Raw genomic sequence first — 17,376 nt, 5'->3', positions numbered from 1 at the left:
CAGCCGCGCGGGGCTGTCCAGAGGGAAATGACAAAAAAATTCAATGCAATCGCGAAGACTGTTTTTCGATCTCTTCCAGCGCCTCAATCGCCTCCTCAGGATCCTGAGACGGCACCGCATAATCGCCTGAAAACCACTTGTTCAGGTCGATATCGGCACAACGCTTGGAGCAGAACGGGCGGTAGTCCGCCACGGTCTCTTTCTTGCAGATCGGACAGCTCATTTCAGCACCTCCGACAGCGGCGCACGGGCGTTTTTACGCTGCAGTTCATAGTGGCCAAGCGGGGTCCAACCCACCAGCGTGGTCTCGATCTGATCGCGCTTGAATGCGGCGCGCAGCACGCTTTCAAACCCACGGCGGTCCTTCTTGGGCATCGGGGCCAGATCGAGCACAATCTGCCCGCCAAGGCCGCGCACACGCAGCGCCCGCGGCAGGGCTTTGGCAACCGCAAAATTGGCTTTGGTGCCCGCGGCCGGAGAGGTGTCGCGGCCTGTGTTCACATCCACCGCCACCAGCGCGCGGGTCGGCTCCACATACATGCAGGCCCCACCGCCCAGCGCCACCTCGGCGCCCTCCGCCATCTCCAGCGCATCAAGCACGCCATGGCTGTCAAAACTGCCCGCCTCGGTCACCACCTCCGCAGGTTCTGACCAATCGCGCCAGGCCGAGACATGCGGACCGTCGCCTTCGCTCAGCATCTCCGCCGCACCTTCCGCATCCGCCAGAACCGCTTCGCACAGGTCCAACATCGCGCGGATGTCTTCCGCAATGTCCTCTTCCGCCGCGTCTTCACAGGCGGAGCGCAGAATCAGACCAATGCGCGCCTCCTCAGGCAGGCCACCGGCCTCCGCATGGGCAATCGCCAGCAGCGCGTCGCGCGCATCATCATCGCGGATCGAGCGGCTCACATTCACGCCCGGCGCTCCGGGGGTGACAATCACATAGCGGCTTTTGAACAGGATTTTCTGCGTCACCGGAATGGCCTTGCCAGGCTCGGCAATGCCGGTGACCTGCACCAGCATCTGATCCCCCGGCGCAAGCCCCTTCACCTGCCGCAGAAAGGCCGCGCCATCCGGCGTCTTCAGGAACATCCCGCCCTGCCCCTTCACAGGCCGGTCGGCAACCGCGCGGTAGATCGTGCCCACCCGCGGCGCATCGCCCTCAATCAACAGGTCATCAAGCTGGCCATCCACCATAAGAGCAGCGGCCTCGCGCCCATTGATGTGGTCGAGAATGATCTGACGCCCCTTCATCTGCGCATCCTTTTATGTGTTTTGGTAAAGCGGATATCCGGCGGCCTGCAAAAGCCCGGCTGTCTCCGCAACGGGCAGCCCCACAATGCCAGTGAATGATCCGGAAATCCACGGAACGAAGGCCCCGGCCGGCCCCTGAATGGCGTAGCCCCCTGCCTTTCCTTCCCAGTCGCCGGTGGCGAGATAGGCATTGAGTTCTGCGTTGGAAAGCCGCTTCATCTTTACAGCGCTCTCCACCTCGCGGGTCCAGAGCTGATCGCCTCTGCGCACCGCAACTGCCGTGATCACCCGGTGGCGACGCCCGGACAGCGCCATGAGAAACTCTGCCGCCTCTCCGGCATCCGCAGGTTTGCCCATGATACGGCGCCCCAATGCAACGGTGGTATCGGCGCACAGCACAATATCCTCAGGCGCGGCCTGCACAGCCTCCGCCTTCTGCCGCGCAATGCGCGCGCAATAGGGGCGGGGCAGCTCATTTTTGAGGGGGGTCTCATCAATATTGGGCGGGCGGATCTCATCCGCCACAACCCCAATCTGTGCCAGCAATTCCCGGCGGCGCGGACTGCCGGAGCCCAAGATCAACTTCATCTCAGACCTCGTTTTGTCTGTCCGCGCAAAGGCTTACTTGAAGCGATAGTTGATCCGACCCTTGGTCAGATCATACGGTGTCATCTCGACTTGAACTTTGTCGCCCGCCAGAACACGGATGCGGTTCTTGCGCATCTTGCCTGCCGTATGTGCGATGATCTCATGGCCGTTTTCCAGCTCGACCCGAAACGTCGCATTGGGCAGGAGTTCCTTCACGACACCGGGAAATTCGAGCAGTTCTTCCTTGGCCATGGTTTCTCCTTCACATTACACCCGCCTGTTACGGGCTGCCCCTAAATGATCCCAAATGTGCTGCTTTTCAAGGGCAAACTCCCGCCAATTGCGCAAAAGTGACCCTCCGAACGCCTTATGACGCTGTGGAAACCGACGCACCCCAGCGCTTTTGCAGATAGGCCACGATCTCATCACGCGCCATCCGGTAGGCTGCGAGCTTGGCCTCACGTGCATCGCCGGTGGTCGCACCGCTTGGGTCTGACACCGGCCAGAACTCAAGATCAAGATGATCAAAACGGGTGAGCTTTTCCGCCTCAGCCCGGCTCGCGGGCGTCAGGGCCACCACCATGTCAAAGCTAGAGAGGTCATCGCCAAGCTTCTCCATTTCTGCAAAACTGCGGGTGCGGTGGCGGGCAAGCTCCACGCCGATCTCATCACATACGGCAATCGCAAAGCCGTCGATGTCCAGATCGCTGCGAATCCCGGCGGATTGCACGTAAACATCCATACCGTAGAACTTTTTCATGATGCCCTCCGCCATCGGAGAGCGCACCGCATTCTGATCACAGCAAAACAGAACCGACTGTGGCAAAGGCTGTTTCTGGTCCGTCTTTGCCACTTGCCTCAGCCTCCGAAATGCAGAACGCAGATCAGGGTAAAGAGCCGTCGCGCGGTGTCCGTGTCCACCTCGGCCTTCCCCTCAAGCCGCTCCTGCAGCACGCGCGCGCCTTCGTTGTGAATGCCGCGCCGCGCCATATCAATGGTCTCGATCTGGCTCGGCGGCAGGGTCTTCACCGCGTCAAAATAGCTCTCACAGATCGCCCAGTAATCTTTCACAACCTGGCGAAACGGGCTCAGACTCAGGTGAAACTCCGCCGCCTTGTCCCCGCCTTCGGTCGCCACATCAAACACCAGCCGCTTTTCGCGAATGGCGAGATCCACGGAAAACGGCCCGTCAGGCACCACCCGATCCTCCCGCTTGGGCAGCTCAAAGCTGTTGTCCTCCAGCAGGTCAAAAATCGCGACTTTGCGCTCCTGATCAATCTCCGGCGTGGGCGGCGGCAGGTTACGGTCGTCAATCTGAATGTGGCTGATCCGGGACATGGCTGCCTCTTCTCGGTGTTGCGATGCAGCATGAGTAGCGCAGCCGCGCCCGCCTTGTCTATGCACCGTCTGCCTCAAGCCGATCTCACGTCACGGCGCGACACGCTTGACAGGGCCCTGCCCGCCACGCGATGCCGGGGCCACCCGCACGCGACAAAGGATCACCTGATGCCCAACGCCCTGCCCTGCTTTGACCTCTCCGGCCAAAACGCCCTGATCACCGGCAGCACCGACGGGCTTGGCCTTGCCGCCGCCGAACTTCTGGCTGAGGCCGGCGCACATGTGTGGATCAACGGCCGCAACGCCGCGCGCTGCGCAGAGATCGCCGCCACGCTCAAATCGCGCGGATGGGCGGCCAGCGTCCTGCCCTTTGACGTGTCAGATGAGGTCGCGGCCGAGGCCGCCTTTGCCACATTGCAATCGGCCGGAGGTCTGGCGATCCTTATCAATAACGTCGGCCTGCGAGACCGCCGCAGCCTGCAAGAGTTCACACAAGCCGATCTGCAACGCCTGTTTGGGGTGGATCTGATAGCCCCCTTCCGGCTGTGCCAGCGCGCAGCAGAGCAGATGCAGGCAAAGGGCTACGGCCGCATCGTCAACATATCCTCGATCGCCGGTCTCATCGCGCAACCGGGTGACGCCGCCTATACCTCGGCCAAGGCGGGCCTCAATGGCATGACCAAAGCTCTGGCGGCCGAACTCGGCCCCTCCGGCATCAACGTCAACGCCGTGGCCCCCGGCTTCTTCAAAACCGCCCCCAACATGGAGGCGGCAAAAGATCCCGCACTTGCAGAAAAGCTCAACAACGCCACCGCGCTCAAACGCTGGGGAGAGCCCGCAGAACTCGCCCCCGCGCTGCTGTTTCTGGCCTCCCCCGGCGCAAGCTATGTCACCGGACAGGTCTGGGCCGTGGACGGCGGCTACACCAGCCACTACTGAAGCGCCCCGAACAGCCTGATATGGCAGGGGCAGCGCCCCTACACGTCTACTCTTCGTTCAAAGCATCCAGCCGCGCGCGCACGCTCAGGCCATGCGCCTCAAGGCTCTCTGAAATCGCCAAGGTTTCCGCCGCCGGACCAATCGTTTTCAGCGCCGCTGGCGTCATCTTCGACAGGGTTGTGCGCTTGATGAAATCCATCACCGACAGACCAGAGCTAAACCGGGCAGAGCGCGCCGTGGGCAGCACGTGGTTGGGACCACCCACATAATCGCCAATCGCCTCAGGGGTATATTGGCCCAGGAAAATAGCCCCCGCGTGGGTGATCTCTTCCGCCAGCGCATCCGGGTCGGCCACGCACAGCTCAAGATGCTCTGGCGCAATCCGGTTGGAAAGCTGCGCCGCGGTCGCCAGATCGGGCACGGTCACAACCGCCCCGAAATCACGCCAGCTTGCTCCCGCAATCTCGCGCCGCTCCAGCGTTTCCAGACGTTTGTCCACCGCCGCAGCCACCGCCGCGCCAAAGGCCTCATCATCGGTGATCAGGATCGATTGCGCGCTTTCGTCATGCTCGGCTTGGCTCAGCAGATCGAGCGCGATCCAATCCGGGTTGTTGTCCTTATCGGCAATCACCAGAATCTCGCTCGGGCCAGCGATCATATCGATACCTACCTTGCCAAACACCCGACGCTTGGCCGCCGCGACAAAAGCGTTGCCCGGCCCGGTGATCTTATCCACCGGCGCAATGGTATCTGTGCCATAAGCCAGCGCCGCCACGGCCTGCGCCCCGCCGATGCGGTAGATCTCATCCACGCCCGCCAGCTTGGCCGCGAGCAGCACCAGCGGATTGGCCACACCGTCCGGTGTCGGCACCACAATCGCCAGCCGCTCCACCCCGGCCACCTTGGCGGGGATCGCATTCATCAAGACAGAAGACGGATAGCTTGCCAGCCCACCCGGCACATAAAGCCCCGCAGCCGATACCGCCGTCCAGCGCCAGCCAAGCGTGGCCCCGCTTTCGTCGGTCCAGCTCGCATCTTCCGGCATCTGGCGCGCGTGATAGGCGCGCACCCGCTCCGCTGCCAGCTCAAGTGCCGCGCGATCGGCGTCAGTGACCTGCGCGCAGTACTCTTCGATCTCAGCTTCCGAGAAGCGCAGCGTTTCCGGTGTCAGCTCCAACCGGTCAAACTTCGCCGTCAGCTCGATCACCGCCGCGTCGCCCCGATGTCGCACATCTGCGATTATGTCGGCCACCACCGCATCCACATCCGGGCTGTCCTCGCGCTTGGCGCTCAGAAGCGCGGCAAAGCGGGTCTCAAAATCTGCATCAGAACTGTTCAGAAACTGCGGCATGAGTGTCTCCTTTGTGCGGTGTCTTAACGGGCAGGACAAAGGGTCTCAAGCGATCAGCGCAGATGCGGCGATCTGCGGCAGAAAACGTTGCGCAACGCACGCGGCCTTAACGGGCCTCATGGCGTCAAAAGTCGGAAAATCGCACCTACGCGATAACGTCGCAATACCGACGCGATACCTACATCTCGGTTTTGCGCCGCATTTTGGCGCCCCGCGTCGTTAACCTTTGGCGAAAAAATGTCAGGCCGCGTCGAGCCGCTTCAGCATCAGCACGTCATCGCGCGCCACGCCGTTCACAATCACAGAGCGTGGCCGCAGCCCGATCTGCTCAAATCCCAAAGCCGCATAGAGCGCCCTTGCGCCCGCGTTTGTGGCATCCACACAGAGCTCAAGCTGCAACAATGCCTTGCCCCGCGCCGCATCAATCGCCGCCTGCATCAGCTGTTGCCCAAGGCCACGGCGTCGCGCCGATGGCTGCACATAAAGCGGGCCGACATCTGCCATATGGCGCAGCCGCTGCGGCCCGCCCTGATGCATGCCGACAAAGCCCACAAGCGTCGCGCCCTCAAAGGCACCAATGACGGCGCCTGAGGCCAGCTTCGTAATCAGGCCACTGTCCAGCGCGCCCAAGGCCTCTTCCGCCGTCAGCAAAAACGCCGCAGGTTCAGAGGTAAGCCCCTGTATCCAAAGCGCTTTATAGACCTCCAGATCATCCGGCGTCAGTGTGCGGATCATTCCGGATGGCTCGGTGTGGTTTTGGACACCGCCATATAGGGCCGCGTCACATCCTTCAGCGTGGCCTCCAGCGCCTCCACCTTCAGGCGGATCGCGCCATCCCCTGCCAGCGTCAGTGTGACAAATCCTTCCGCATCCTCACCGGCCTCAAAGCCAACAGACAGCAGCGACAGAATCGTATCCGCATCCCCGCGCGCCACACCCTGAGAGGCCACCGACAGCACGTTTTCAAACAACAGCACCGCCTGAACCCGCTCCACCGCGCGCCCGCGCGCCTCAGCAGAGGTCTGGTCCTCCCAGCGGAAGCGGTTCAAAAGAATGGCAAATCTGCGCTCCTGGGGCAGCCACTGCATTTCAGTGGCCGGAAAAACCGCATCCTGCGCCAAGGTGGACAGAACCTGCAGGTCCTCCCCATCAAGCGCCCCAAGGTTCAGCGGGCGATCGCCACCATCTTCAAACCGCGCGTCCTGTGTCACTACTCACTCACCCTCTCAATATGGGCCCCAACATTGCTGAGCTTTTCCTCAACCCGTTCATAGCCGCGATCCAAATGATAGACGCGGCTGACAACGGTTTCACCCTCTGCCGCCAGCCCTGCAAGAATCAGCGACACCGAGGCACGCAAATCGGTCGCCATCACCGGCGCACCCTTGAGCGTTTCCACCCCATGCACCGTCGCCGTGCCGCCATGCACCTCGATGTTTGCGCCCATCCGCACCAGCTCCGGCGCGTGCATGAACCTGTTTTCAAAGATCTTTTCTTCAAGCACAGAGGTGCCTTCAGCAGTACACATCATCGCCATGAACTGCGCCTGCAGGTCCGTCGGGAAGCCCGGGAACGGCTCTGTGGTCACATCCACAGCCTTCACCCGGCCATTTTTGCGCGCCACTTTCAGGCCCTTATCGGTCTCTTCCACGTCGATCCCGGCTTCATGGAGTTTGGCCACAAAGCTCTCCACCAGATCCATACGACCACCAAGCAGCTCCACCTCGCCACCACAGAAGGCAGGCGCGAGCATAAAGGTGCCCAATTCGATTCGGTCGGTCACCACAGGGTGAGTCGCGCCATGCAGCCGGTCCACGCCCTGCACGGTGATATCACTGGTGCCATCCCCTTCAATCTGAGCGCCCATCGCGCGCAGACAGGTGGCCAGATCCACAATCTCAGGCTCCCGCGCGGCGTTCTTAATGACCGTGGTGCCCTTGGCAAGTGTCGCGGCCATAAGGATATTTTCGGTTGCGCCCACGGAGGCAAAAGACAGCTCAATCACCGCGCCTTTCAGGCCGTTTGGTGCTTTGGCGTGCAGATAGCCGTCCTTCAGCTCGATCTCAGCGCCCAGTTTTTCAAGGCCAAAGATGTGCAGATCCATCGGCCGCGCGCCAATCGCACAGCCGCCCGGCAGCGACACAACCGCATGCCCAAGCCGCGCCAGCATCGGCCCCAACACAAGGTTGGAGGCGCGCATTTTGCGCACGATGTCATAGTCCGCCACGTGGTTGTTGATGTCATGGCTCGACATCGCCAGCACCTTGCCGTCTTGCAGGCTGGTCACTTCGGCGCCGAGAGAACCCAGCAATTGGCTCATGGTCTTGATATCACTCAGCCGTGGCGCATTGGTCAGCGTCAGCGGCTCTTCGCTCAAAAGCGTCGCAGGCATCAGGGTGAGACAGGCATTCTTGGCCCCGGCAATGGGGATTTGCCCTTTCAGCGGCCCGTTGCCGCGTACGATGATCGAATCCATTTAATCCTGCCTTTTGTTCTCAACTGCCTCAATCTCTTCGGACGCATCCGTCGGCGTAGCGCGCGCACGCGCCTGCGCCTTACGGCGCCCCATGTTGGCTTTCAATGCAGCCTTCAGACGGTCTTCGCGATCTGAGGCTTTTTTGGCTTTATTTACAGGGGTCGATTTGCGTTCCATGAAGTTTCTTTACATGAGGTGCAAAAAAGGGTCCAGATTGCCCTTGCACCCGTCAGATTTTGCGCCTAAAAGCCGCGCCACGGTAACGCTGCTGTAGCTCAGTGGTAGAGCGCACCCTTGGTAAGGGTGAGGTCGGGAGTTCAATCCTCCCCAGCAGCACCACCGTCATCCCCTTAAACGAACATCACTTTTTATCGTGCAAAAAGTGCCCGAGCCTATTTCTCGCCAGGGCAATAAAACATGCACGCTCAAAAGCGCTCCGATGCAGCCTGCATGCGCGATAGCGCTCCACTGAGGGAATCAGTGCAATCGGCAATGGTCCCAACGACAGCGATTCGCCCGCTTCCGCGCGCAACTCCGAACCAATCCCTGAGCGACTCGCCCTTTGAGCAGATTTCAGAAACAATCACCTCTCACCACTGAAGCGTAGCAAACAACCCCTCCCCACCCGCGATCCGCGCGCCCGATTGGTTCCCTTTCAGAAACACCCACCACGCCAGTTTTTCTCGCAGTTTTTGGGCCAACTTGAAAAATGGCCAAAATGTGGCGCAAATATGGGCCCTGACCAGGCACGCCACGCCACAATTGCGCCCCAATTGAGAAACAATCAGCCGTAACCCGTTGAAACACATCAGCCAATAGTCCGGCACGATCACGCCCCATTCACGTCGATTTTCCCAAAATTTTATAAGTTTTTATTTCTATAACGGCGCATTTCGCGCATATTTGGCTCACATCCGACTGGGGGATGAGTTCGGCTTGGGGCAGCCACCAAAACTTGTAATACGCATCCGTGTGATGCCGCTTGTGACCGCTTTGCTGCGGCACGGAGCCGATCTTTTGCGGCCTGTGCCCCATAGCCAGTTCAAGCCGGTACCGCCCGGAGAGGAAGAGGTACTATGGCTGATCCAAGAGGTCCCGGAATCGTAGACGGCACCGAAACAGACGACATTGTCGAAGTCGGAAGCGTCGATGGACAAGGCGACACCGCAGACAGCTCCGGAAACACCATCAGCACGCAAGATGGCTCTGATACCATCCGTGCGGGTGCAGGTGATGATACGATCTTCGCAGGCAACGGCAGCGACCTGGTCTTTGGCGGGGCAGGCGACGATCGTATCATTGCCGACGAAACAGGCGCTGACAGCGATAGCTCCGAGCCCGCGGGCGACGACATCATCGTGGGCGGCGCAGGCAATGACACCGTATTTGGCGGTGCTGGCAATGACGCGATTTTTGGCGACTACAAACCGGGCACGCCGCCGGTTCAGTCTGTGCGCGAAAGCTTCAACTGGGTTGATCTGGGCGCGCAGGCCGACGGCGATGCCATCACCGCACCCCAGTCACAGGACACCGGCTCCGTTACCGTCACCCTGACCACGTCCGGCACCACATCCTTTGAAGCGGATGCTCAGCTGGTGAGCGACCTTAACACCGGCGATGACGCGGCCAATCCAAACAGCGGCGCGCTGTCCGCAACCGGCAACGGCGTCAACGCCACAGCCACGCAAGCGCTGGCGTTTTCTGAAGCGGTTGAAAACGTTCAGTTCCGCATCAACGACATCGACGAAGACTCCGTTGTAAAAGTCCGCGCATGGGATGCTGAGGGCAACCCGGTTGAGGTCACCCTCACCGCAAGCGATCTGACCAACCTGCATCTGGCGGACATCGACGGCGACGGCGCCACCGAGGCCTCCATCGCAGACGGCACTGCCTCTAGCGACGCAGAAGACGCCGACAATTCCGTCGTGGTCGACATTCCGGGCCCCGTGGCACGGTTGGAAATCATCACCGTCAACCTGGATGACGCGCCTGCCGACGTGACCATCAGCGATGTTTTCTTTGACGCGACGCCAGATGCGAATGATCTGCTGATCGGCGGCGCGGATGATGACATCATCCTTGGTCAGTTTGGCGATGACACCATTGTCGGCATGGATGGCAACGACACCATGTTTGGCGGCGAAGATCAGGACACTTTTGTGCTGGTCGGCCCCGGTGATGTGATCGACGGCAATGAAAGCGGCGTTGACTTTGACACGATCAATCTCTTCCGCGCGGCAGAAGACGCCAATCCGGGCGGCACGCTGCGTATCGAATTTGATCCGGACAACGCAGAAAACGGCACCATTTTCTTCCTTGATGCCAATGGTGTGGAAACCGGCTCCGCCATTTTCCGCAACATCGAAAACATCACCGACACGCCAGTGGTGGTCTGCTTCACCCCCGGCACCCGCGTCCTGACCCCCATGGGCGAAGTGCCGGTGGAAAACCTGCAGGCAGGTGACAAGGTTGTCACCCGCGACAACGGTCTTCAGGAAATCCGCTGGACCGGGCGCAAACATGTCTCGGGCCGCGAGCTGATGAAAACGCCTAACCTGCGACCGATTCTGATCAAGAAAGGCACCCTTGGCCCCAACCAGCCGGAGCGGGACATGATGGTGTCTCCGAACCACCGGATGCTGCTGGTGTCAGAACGCGCCGAGCTGCTGTTTGAAGAACGCGAGGTGCTCGTGGCCGCCAAACACCTGACCCATCTGGAAGGTGTGGAGCAGGTCGACACCGTGGGTGTCGAATACATCCACTTCATGTGTGACCACCACGAGGTGGTGCTCGCAGATGGCGCATGGAGCGAAAGCTTCCAGCCCGGCGAATACTCGTTGGATGGCATCGGCCGCGAACAGCGCGACGAAATCTACGCCCTCTTCCCCGAGCTGCAAAAGCTCGAAGGCCTGAAGCGTTACACTGCCGCACGCCTGTCGCTGAAACGGGACGAAGCCAAGCTGCTCGGCTGACACCGCACGCGCCACGTGTCGCAATCTGGCACATCAAATATCGCTATGGGATGGGCTGGCCTTCGGGTCGGCCTGTCTCGTTTTTGCTCAGGCCACTGGACAGCGCGCAGGCTTGCCTGTTCAATCCGCCGCAACTACCCTCAAACCTGACGGAGCCGCGATGCCTGCGCCCAAGAACACCTTCAAAGCCGCCCTTGCCGCCAACCAGCCCCAGATCGGTTGCTGGATGAGCTTTGGCTCCCCCCTCGCCGCAGAGCTGATGTCCACCACCGGTTTTGACTGGCTGGTGATTGATGGCGAACACGCCCCCAATGACCTGCTCTCCATCACCGACCAACTGCGCGCCATGAACGGCAGCGCCAGCCATCCGGTGTTGCGTGTGCCGATCTATGAGGATTGGATCCTGAAACAGGTGCTGGATGCGGGCGCACAAACCGTGCTGGTGCCGATGATCGACACCGCAGAAGAGGCCGCCGCCGTCGTGCGCGCCTGCCGCTATGCCCCCGCAGGCGTGCGCGGCATGGGCGGAGCTGGCTCCCGCGTAACCGGCTTTGGCGCCATTTCCGACTACGTCAGCAATGCCAACGAGGAAATCTGCGTGCTGGTGCAGGCCGAAAGCCGCGCGGCGCTGGCCAATCTGGAAGAGATTCTCGCCGTGGATGGCGTCGATGGTGTGTTCATCGGCCCCGCAGACCTCTCAGCCGACATGGGTTTCCCCGGCAACTCCGATGAACCAGCGGTACAGGCGGCCATCGCAGAGGCCATTCAAACCATCACCAAAGCAGGCAAAGCCGCGGGCATCCTGACCTTTTCCCAGGAGGCCGCGAAACGCTATCTCGACCTCGGCGCGACCTTCGTGGCGGTGGGAATGGACACGCTCCTGCTCGCCAAAACCGCCCGCGCGCTTTCAGCAGAGGTGAAGGCCCTGACCTGAGGCGATTCCGCCGTCCCACCAGCGGCCCGGCGAAAGGCCGCCCCCACTCCGAAAACACATCACATGCGTGGCTCAGCGCGCATGTGGACCCAACGTCAATGCGCTCAGATGGCACGCTATCTGCCCAAAGATCGGCTCCAAACGAGCCAAAACCGTATAAAAATTAGGCATTTTCTGCCTGCTTTCCCCTGCAACTCTTTCGTCATTTCATTGAAAATCTTCTGGCAACGCCCTTAAAAACCAAGGATATGGAGAGAGACGCGCCCTCTGGCATCAGCCAAGCGCGGCCCAAAGCCCAAGGCGCGCGGAACTTTCTGTTGCAGAGGCGGGGGGCCGGTTTCTAGGGTGTGTACGCAACAAAAAAGCGGCCTGTCCGCACCCAATAGGCAAAGACTTACTCAGGGGATCACATATGAGCGCACCGCTCCTTTCCATCAAAGGTCTGACCAAGGCCTACCCCGGCGTGGTGGCCAATGACGACGTCTCCTTTGACATCGGACACAACGAAGTACACGCCCTGCTCGGCGAAAACGGCGCGGGCAAATCCACGCTGGTGAAAATGATCTACGGTCTGGTGAAGCCCGACAGCGGCGCCATGACATGGAACGGCCAGCCCTTCGCCCCGTCCGAGCCCAAAGCCGCCCGCGCCTCTGGCGTGGCCATGGTGTTTCAGCACTTCTCCCTGTTTGACGCGCTGAACGTGGCGGAGAACGTCGCCCTTGGCATGGAAAACCCGCCGTCGATGCGCGACCTTGCGCGCCGCATCCGCCGCGTGTCGGAAACCTACGGCCTGCCGCTCGACCCCAACCGCACCGTGGGCGACCTGTCTGCCGGTGAACGTCAGCGCGTGGAGATCATCCGTTGCCTGCTGCAAGACCCAAAACTTCTGATCATGGACGAACCCACCTCGGTTCTGACCCCGCAAGAGGTCGAAATCCTGTTTCAGACCCTCAACAAGCTGAAGGCCGAAGGCACCTCGATCCTTTATATCTCCCACAAGCTCGAAGAGATCCGCACGCTTTGTGACCACGCCACCATTCTGCGCCTTGGCAAAAACGTGGGCGAATGTGTGCCTGCCGAGACCTCCGCCCGCGACATGGCAGAGATGATGGTGGGCGACACGCTGCAAACGCCGACCCGCACCACCGACAAGGCAGGCGATGTGGTGCTGGATGTTTCTGGCCTCTCCATTGAGCCAAGCAATCCGTTTGGCACCACGCTCAAAAACATCCACTTCACCGTGCGCGCAGGCGAAATCCTCGGCATCGGCGGCGTGGCTGGCAACGGGCAGGACGAACTGCTGGCCGCCCTCTCAGGCGAAGCGCTGACATGGCCGGATGCGATCAAGGTGAATGGCGAGGAGATTGCCAGCCTTGGCCCCAACGCCCGCCGCGAGCGCGGCATTCTCGCCGCCCCCGAAGAGCGTCTGGGCCACGCCGCCGCGCCGGATCTGAGCCTGACGGAAAATGCTCTGCTGACCGGGGCCATCCGCGAAGGGCTGACCAACAAGGGCTTTGTAAACTGGTCCAGCGCCAGTGACTTTGCCAACCGCATCATCAAGAGCTTTGATGTGCGCACCCCCGGCAACCATGTGGCGGCCCGCGCGCTCTCTGGCGGCAACTTGCAGAAATTCGTGATTGGCCGAGAGGTACTGCAACGGCCCAAAGTGCTGGTGGTGAACCAACCCACATGGGGTGTGGATGCCGCCGCCGCTGCGGCCATCCGCCAATCCCTGCTCGATCTCGCCGCCGAAGGGGCAGCCATTGTTGTGATCTCACAAGACCTCGACGAACTGATGGAAATCTCTGACCGCTTTGGCGCACTGAACGAAGGCCGCCTGTCTGACATCCGCTCCGCCGCAGGGCTGACGATTGATGAAATCGGCCTGATGATGGGCGGTGCCCACGGCATGGAAGTCGCCCACGTGGGCGAGAACGACCAAGAAGGAGCAAGCGCATGATCGCGCTTCAAAAACGCCCCACCCCGTCCCGCGCCCTGTCGCTGGCGACACCGCTGATCGCGGTCATCATCACCATGATCATGGGCGGCATCCTCTTTGCCGTGCTTGGCAAAAACCCGGTGGAAGCCATCCGCACGATCTTCTGGGATCCGGTCTTTGGCGAGTTTGCCTTCTACTACCGCCCGCAGCTTCTGGTGAAAGCCGCGCCGCTGGTGCTGATCGCTATTGGCCTGTCGCTGGGCTTTAAAGCCGGCATCTGGAACATCGGGGCCGAAGGCCAATACATCATGGGCGCCATCTGTGGTGCCGCCGTGGGGCTTGCGGTCTATCCGACAGAAAGCCGCCTGATCTTCCCGGTGATGATCCTCGCAGGGGCGCTGGGGGGCTGGGCCTGGGGCATGATCCCCGCCCTGCTGAAAGTCCGCTTTGGCACCAATGAAATCCTTGTGTCATTGATGCTTGTCTATGTGGCAGAGCAATTCCTGGCCTCCATGTCGCTGGGCCTTTTGCGCAACCCCGACGGCCACGGTTTCCCCGGGTCGCGCAACTTTGGCGACTACCCGGCGGCCAACAGCTGGATCAACGAGGCCGCAGGCCTGCACTGGGGCATGGCATTTGCCTTTATTGCGGTGATCTTTGCCTATGTGCTTCTGAACCGCCACATCCTCGGCTTTAACATCCGCCTCACCGGCGAGGCCCCCCGCGCGGCCCGCTTTGCCGGTGTGAACCCCACCCGTCTGATCCTCTTCTGCCTTGGCACCTCCGGCGCACTGGCGGGCATGGCGGGTCTGTTTGAGGTCACCGGCCCCTCCGGTCAGGTCAACATCGACTTCGCCTCAGGCTATGGCTTCACAGCGATCATCGTGGCCTTCCTCGGCCGTCTGCATCCGGTCGGCATCCTGCTCGCAGCCCTGCTGATGGCCCTCACCTACGTGGGCGGTGATCTGGCACAGGGCAATCTGGGCCTGCCCTCTGCCGCCATTCAGGTCTTTCAGGGGATGCTTCTCTTTTTCCTCCTGGCACTCGACCTGCTCACCAACTACCGCGTGGTTCTGAAAAAGAAGGGCGTCGCCTAATGAGCACCCTCTTTCAGATTTTTCAGGGCGCGCTTGGAGCAATGCTCACCATTTTGATGATTTTGCTTGTGATGGACGCAGGCTGGCAAGCAGTTCCGATATTGGCCTACTTCTTTGCCATTGGAGCTGCAATCTACGGCCTTCTTTGGCTGTTACATAGAAAGTTTGTTGGGCAGGTGCGCCCTAATCCAGATGATCAGCACCCAAAATCCACCCGTTTCCTTTCTTTGAAGGTCGGGACAGGCATTTGTCTTTTTGCTTTGATCGTAGCCGTGGGAGCTTACGAATAATGGATCTCTCAGCCATCAACCCCGTCCTTCTGATCGCCTCCCTCATGGTGGCGGCGACCCCGCTGCTGCTGGCAGCGATTGGCGAACTTGTTGTCGAGAAAGCCGGCGTGCTGAACCTCGGCGTCGAAGGCATGATGATCGTGGGCGCGATCTGCGGCTTTGCCATCGCGGTGGAGACCACCTCCCCCATGTTGGGCCTACTGGCCGCCATGGTCGGCGGCGCGGTTCTGTCGCTGCTCTTTGCCTTCCTTACACAGTTTGCGCTGGCCAATCAGGTGGCATCGGGCCTCGCGCTCACGCTCTTTGGCTTGGGGCTCTCGGCCCTCATGGGCCAGTCCTATGTGGGCATCAAACCGCCCGCACTGGCGAAACTCGACATTCCGGTGATCTCTGACATCCCGGTGATTGGTCCGATCTTCTTCTCCCATGATCCCGTGCTTTATGTGGCCATCGCCCTCACCGCCGCTGTCTGGTGGTTCCTGAAGAAGTCGCGCGGCGGGCTGATCCTGCGCGCGGTCGGCGAAAGCCATGATGCCGCCCATGCGCTCGGATATAACGTGATCCGCGTGCGCATTCTGGCGATCATGTTTGGCGGCGCCTGCGCGGGCCTTGGCGGTGCCTATATTTCGCTCATTCGCGTGCCGCAGTGGACCGAAGGCATGACCGCAGGTGTCGGCTGGATCGCCCTCGCCCTTGTGGTATTCGCCAGCTGGAAACCCTGGCGCGTTCTTCTCGGTGCCTATCTTTTTGGCGGCATCAATGTTTTACAGCTCAATTTGCAGGCGGCAGGCATTGCCATTCCGGTCGAATACTTGGCAATGTCTCCCTATCTGATAACCATCCTCGTTCTGGTTATCATGTCGGCTGACAAGAGCGGCGCACCCGCCTCGCTTGGCCGTACCTTCCACGCCTCCCAGTGAGGCATATGATAAAAAACTGCTACCAACAGGGGGATCTCCCAAAATGAAATTCACCAAACTTCTGACAAGCGCAGCTGTCGCGCTGGGTCTGGCGACCACCGCCATGGCCGACACCACCAAAGTGGGCTTTGTCTACGTTGGCCCAGTGGGCGACGGCGGCTGGACCTACGAGCACAACAAAGGCCGTCTCGCGGTTGAAGAGAAGTTCGGCGACAAAGTGGAAACCACATTTGTTGAGAACGTGCCCGAAGGTGCCGACGCCGAGCGTGTGATCACTCAGATGGCGCTGCAGGGCGCAGACCTGATCTTCACCACCTCTTTTGGCTACATGGACCCAACCATCAACGTCGCCAAGAAATTCCCGAAGGTGAAGTTTGAGCACGCCACCGGCTACAAACAGGCCGACAACGTGTCTGTTTACTCCGCACGCTTCTACGAAGGCCGCGCAGTACAGGGCCACATCGCAGGCAAGATGACCAAGACCAACAAGATTGGTTACATCGCCTCCTTCCCGATCCCGGAAGTGATCCGCGGCATCAACTCCGCCTACATCCACGCCAAGAAAGTAAACCCGGACGTCGAGTTCTCCATCATCTGGGCCTACACATGGTTTGACCCAGCCAAAGAAGCCGACGCAGCCAAAGCGCTGATCGAGCAAGGCGCAGACGTGATCCTGCAGCACACCGACTCCACCGCACCTCAGGCAGCGGCACAGGCGGCTGGCAACGTGATCACCTTTGGTCAGGCTTCTGACATGGGCGAATACGCACCATTCCCACGTGTGTCCTCCATCATCGATGACTGGGCACCTTACTACATCGCGCGTACTCAGGCTGTCATGGACGGCACTTGGGAATCTGTCTCCACATGGGACGGCATCGGCGCGGGCATGGTTGGCATCGGTGAAATCTCCGACGCAGTACCAGCAGACGTAAAAGCCGAAGCACTGGCACTGGTTGATGCGCTGGCAGACGGCTCCTACCACGCCTTCACCGGCCCGCTGAACAAGCAGGACGGCACCCCATGGCTCGCAGAAGGCGAAACCGCCGCTGACTACGGCGACGACGGCCTGGCAGGCATGAACTTCTACGTTGAAGGCCTGACCGCCGAGATCCCGAACTAAGCCACGCTTGATTTTGAAACACAGAAGGCCCGCCAGTTTGGCGGGCCTTTTTGTATGGGCAGCCTAGCCAAAGGGCCGCAGGCCCGCCGGGCATCGCCCGACCTCCCCCACGGGAGGGCGATTTTGGCGCCGAAGGCAACGCTATAGTCGACTGT

At 60.7% G+C, this 17,376-nt stretch carries 19 protein-coding genes and 1 tRNA gene; 9 read left to right on the top strand and 11 right to left on the bottom strand.

What is annotated here, in order from left to right; genetic code table 11:
* Positions 1 to 40: 40 nt before the first annotated feature.
* The 6 genes from yacG to J7412_RS03845 form a co-directional block, all read right to left on the bottom strand.
* Positions 41 to 223 (bottom strand): DNA gyrase inhibitor YacG, encoded by a 183-nt coding sequence (gene yacG / locus J7412_RS03870; RefSeq protein ID WP_209059719.1) that lies wholly within the window; start codon positions 221 to 223, stop codon positions 41 to 43.
* Positions 220 to 1,254: a ribonuclease E/G gene (locus tag J7412_RS03865; RefSeq protein ID WP_209077232.1), complete on the bottom strand. Its 1,035-nt coding sequence runs from the start codon at positions 1,252 to 1,254 to the stop codon at positions 220 to 222. The genes yacG and J7412_RS03865 overlap by 4 nt, the downstream gene beginning before the upstream one ends.
* 12 nt (positions 1,255 to 1,266) lie before the next feature.
* Complete coding sequence (locus J7412_RS03860; RefSeq protein WP_209077230.1) at positions 1,267 to 1,842, bottom strand: Maf family protein; 576 nt, start codon at positions 1,840 to 1,842, stop codon at positions 1,267 to 1,269.
* 33 nt (positions 1,843 to 1,875) lie between these two features.
* Positions 1,876 to 2,094: a translation initiation factor IF-1 gene (gene infA, locus J7412_RS03855; RefSeq protein ID WP_007205486.1), complete on the bottom strand. Its 219-nt coding sequence runs from the start codon at positions 2,092 to 2,094 to the stop codon at positions 1,876 to 1,878.
* Between the two features lie 115 nt (positions 2,095 to 2,209).
* Entirely contained in the window at positions 2,210 to 2,695 is a 486-nt protein-coding gene (locus J7412_RS03850) for a low molecular weight phosphatase family protein (protein WP_209077227.1), read from the bottom strand.
* Between the two features lie 5 nt (positions 2,696 to 2,700).
* A complete protein-coding gene (locus J7412_RS03845) occupies positions 2,701 to 3,180 on the bottom strand; it encodes a UPF0262 family protein (protein ID WP_209059698.1) in 480 nt (159 codons plus the stop codon).
* A 168-nt stretch (positions 3,181 to 3,348) separates the two neighbouring features.
* On the opposite strand from J7412_RS03845, the gene J7412_RS03840 reads away from it, so the two are divergent.
* Positions 3,349 to 4,119 (top strand): SDR family oxidoreductase, encoded by a 771-nt coding sequence (locus J7412_RS03840; protein WP_209077226.1) that lies wholly within the window; start codon positions 3,349 to 3,351, stop codon positions 4,117 to 4,119.
* Between the two features lie 46 nt (positions 4,120 to 4,165).
* Here the strand turns inward: J7412_RS03840 and hisD are convergent, their stop codons facing one another.
* The 5 genes from hisD to J7412_RS03815 form a co-directional block, all read right to left on the bottom strand.
* Positions 4,166 to 5,470: a histidinol dehydrogenase gene (hisD, locus tag J7412_RS03835; protein WP_209077224.1), complete on the bottom strand. Its 1,305-nt coding sequence runs from the start codon at positions 5,468 to 5,470 to the stop codon at positions 4,166 to 4,168.
* A 240-nt stretch (positions 5,471 to 5,710) separates the two neighbouring features.
* The gene (locus J7412_RS03830) at positions 5,711 to 6,205 is read right to left on the bottom strand and encodes a GNAT family N-acetyltransferase (protein WP_209077222.1); all 495 of its coding nucleotides are present in this window, start codon (positions 6,203 to 6,205) and stop codon (positions 5,711 to 5,713) included.
* A complete protein-coding gene (locus J7412_RS03825) occupies positions 6,202 to 6,681 on the bottom strand; it encodes a DUF2948 family protein (RefSeq protein ID WP_209077220.1) in 480 nt (159 codons plus the stop codon). Before J7412_RS03825 ends, J7412_RS03830 begins: the two co-directional genes overlap by 4 nt.
* Positions 6,681 to 7,946 (bottom strand): UDP-N-acetylglucosamine 1-carboxyvinyltransferase, encoded by a 1,266-nt coding sequence (gene murA / locus J7412_RS03820; RefSeq protein WP_209059688.1) that lies wholly within the window; start codon positions 7,944 to 7,946, stop codon positions 6,681 to 6,683. The genes J7412_RS03825 and murA overlap by 1 nt, the downstream gene beginning before the upstream one ends.
* A complete protein-coding gene (locus J7412_RS03815) occupies positions 7,947 to 8,123 on the bottom strand; it encodes a hypothetical protein (RefSeq protein ID WP_209059684.1) in 177 nt (58 codons plus the stop codon).
* Between the two features lie 87 nt (positions 8,124 to 8,210).
* On the opposite strand from J7412_RS03815, the gene J7412_RS03810 reads away from it, so the two are divergent.
* From J7412_RS03810 to J7412_RS03775, 8 genes are all read left to right on the top strand, one after another.
* Positions 8,211 to 8,285, top strand: a tRNA-Thr gene (locus tag J7412_RS03810).
* Positions 8,286 to 9,022: 737 nt separating this feature from the next.
* A complete protein-coding gene (locus J7412_RS03805; protein WP_209077218.1) occupies positions 9,023 to 10,918 on the top strand; it encodes a Hint domain-containing protein in 1,896 nt (631 codons plus the stop codon).
* A 160-nt stretch (positions 10,919 to 11,078) separates the two neighbouring features.
* Positions 11,079 to 11,852 carry an HpcH/HpaI aldolase/citrate lyase family protein gene (locus tag J7412_RS03800; RefSeq protein ID WP_209077216.1) on the top strand — a complete coding sequence of 258 codons (774 nt, stop codon included), beginning with the start codon at positions 11,079 to 11,081 and terminating at the stop codon, positions 11,850 to 11,852.
* Between the two features lie 412 nt (positions 11,853 to 12,264).
* Positions 12,265 to 13,812, top strand: a complete 1,548-nt coding sequence (locus J7412_RS03795) for an ABC transporter ATP-binding protein (RefSeq protein ID WP_209077214.1) — start codon at positions 12,265 to 12,267, stop codon at positions 13,810 to 13,812.
* Positions 13,809 to 14,888: an ABC transporter permease gene (locus J7412_RS03790; RefSeq protein WP_209077212.1), complete on the top strand. Its 1,080-nt coding sequence runs from the start codon at positions 13,809 to 13,811 to the stop codon at positions 14,886 to 14,888. Before J7412_RS03795 ends, J7412_RS03790 begins: the two co-directional genes overlap by 4 nt.
* The gene (locus J7412_RS03785; protein ID WP_209077210.1) at positions 14,888 to 15,178 is read left to right on the top strand and encodes a hypothetical protein; all 291 of its coding nucleotides are present in this window, start codon (positions 14,888 to 14,890) and stop codon (positions 15,176 to 15,178) included. The genes J7412_RS03790 and J7412_RS03785 overlap by 1 nt, the downstream gene beginning before the upstream one ends.
* Positions 15,178 to 16,098, top strand: coding sequence for an ABC transporter permease (locus tag J7412_RS03780; RefSeq protein ID WP_209077208.1), 921 nt, complete (start codon positions 15,178 to 15,180; stop codon positions 16,096 to 16,098). The genes J7412_RS03785 and J7412_RS03780 overlap by 1 nt, the downstream gene beginning before the upstream one ends.
* Positions 16,099 to 16,141: 43 nt before the next feature.
* Positions 16,142 to 17,221 carry a BMP family ABC transporter substrate-binding protein gene (locus J7412_RS03775; protein ID WP_209059661.1) on the top strand — a complete coding sequence of 360 codons (1,080 nt, stop codon included), beginning with the start codon at positions 16,142 to 16,144 and terminating at the stop codon, positions 17,219 to 17,221.
* The last annotated feature ends 155 nt before the right edge of the window (positions 17,222 to 17,376 follow it).

The sequence above is a fragment of the Shimia sp. R9_3 genome (assembly GCF_017743755.1).
In the GTDB taxonomy this organism is placed as follows: domain Bacteria; phylum Pseudomonadota; class Alphaproteobacteria; order Rhodobacterales; family Rhodobacteraceae; genus Shimia.
Note: the sequence above shows the minus strand (reverse complement) of the source record. Positions and strands in the feature narration are given on the sequence as shown.

Excerpts from the sequence above, each read along its gene's own strand:
- murA (WP_209059688.1), bottom strand. The coding sequence starts at position 7,946 with ATGGATTCGATCATCGTACGCGGCAACGGGCCGCTGAAAGGGCAAATC.
- J7412_RS03865 (WP_209077232.1), bottom strand. The coding sequence starts at position 1,254 with ATGAAGGGGCGTCAGATCATTCTCGACCACATCAATGGGCGCGAGGCC.
- hisD (WP_209077224.1), bottom strand. The coding sequence starts at position 5,470 with ATGCCGCAGTTTCTGAACAGTTCTGATGCAGATTTTGAGACCCGCTTT.
- J7412_RS03795 (WP_209077214.1), top strand. The coding sequence starts at position 12,265 with ATGAGCGCACCGCTCCTTTCCATCAAAGGTCTGACCAAGGCCTACCCC.
- J7412_RS03815 (WP_209059684.1), bottom strand. The coding sequence starts at position 8,123 with ATGGAACGCAAATCGACCCCTGTAAATAAAGCCAAAAAAGCCTCAGAT.
- J7412_RS03845 (WP_209059698.1), bottom strand. The coding sequence starts at position 3,180 with ATGTCCCGGATCAGCCACATTCAGATTGACGACCGTAACCTGCCGCCG.
- J7412_RS03840 (WP_209077226.1), top strand. The coding sequence starts at position 3,349 with ATGCCCAACGCCCTGCCCTGCTTTGACCTCTCCGGCCAAAACGCCCTG.
- yacG (WP_209059719.1), bottom strand. The coding sequence starts at position 223 with ATGAGCTGTCCGATCTGCAAGAAAGAGACCGTGGCGGACTACCGCCCG.
- J7412_RS03860 (WP_209077230.1), bottom strand. The coding sequence starts at position 1,842 with ATGAAGTTGATCTTGGGCTCCGGCAGTCCGCGCCGCCGGGAATTGCTG.
- J7412_RS03780 (WP_209077208.1), top strand. The coding sequence starts at position 15,178 with ATGGATCTCTCAGCCATCAACCCCGTCCTTCTGATCGCCTCCCTCATG.
- J7412_RS03785 (WP_209077210.1), top strand. The coding sequence starts at position 14,888 with ATGAGCACCCTCTTTCAGATTTTTCAGGGCGCGCTTGGAGCAATGCTC.
- J7412_RS03805 (WP_209077218.1), top strand. The coding sequence starts at position 9,023 with ATGGCTGATCCAAGAGGTCCCGGAATCGTAGACGGCACCGAAACAGAC.
- J7412_RS03790 (WP_209077212.1), top strand. The coding sequence starts at position 13,809 with ATGATCGCGCTTCAAAAACGCCCCACCCCGTCCCGCGCCCTGTCGCTG.
- J7412_RS03830 (WP_209077222.1), bottom strand. The coding sequence starts at position 6,205 with ATGATCCGCACACTGACGCCGGATGATCTGGAGGTCTATAAAGCGCTT.
- J7412_RS03775 (WP_209059661.1), top strand. The coding sequence starts at position 16,142 with ATGAAATTCACCAAACTTCTGACAAGCGCAGCTGTCGCGCTGGGTCTG.
- infA (WP_007205486.1), bottom strand. The coding sequence starts at position 2,094 with ATGGCCAAGGAAGAACTGCTCGAATTTCCCGGTGTCGTGAAGGAACTC.
- J7412_RS03800 (WP_209077216.1), top strand. The coding sequence starts at position 11,079 with ATGCCTGCGCCCAAGAACACCTTCAAAGCCGCCCTTGCCGCCAACCAG.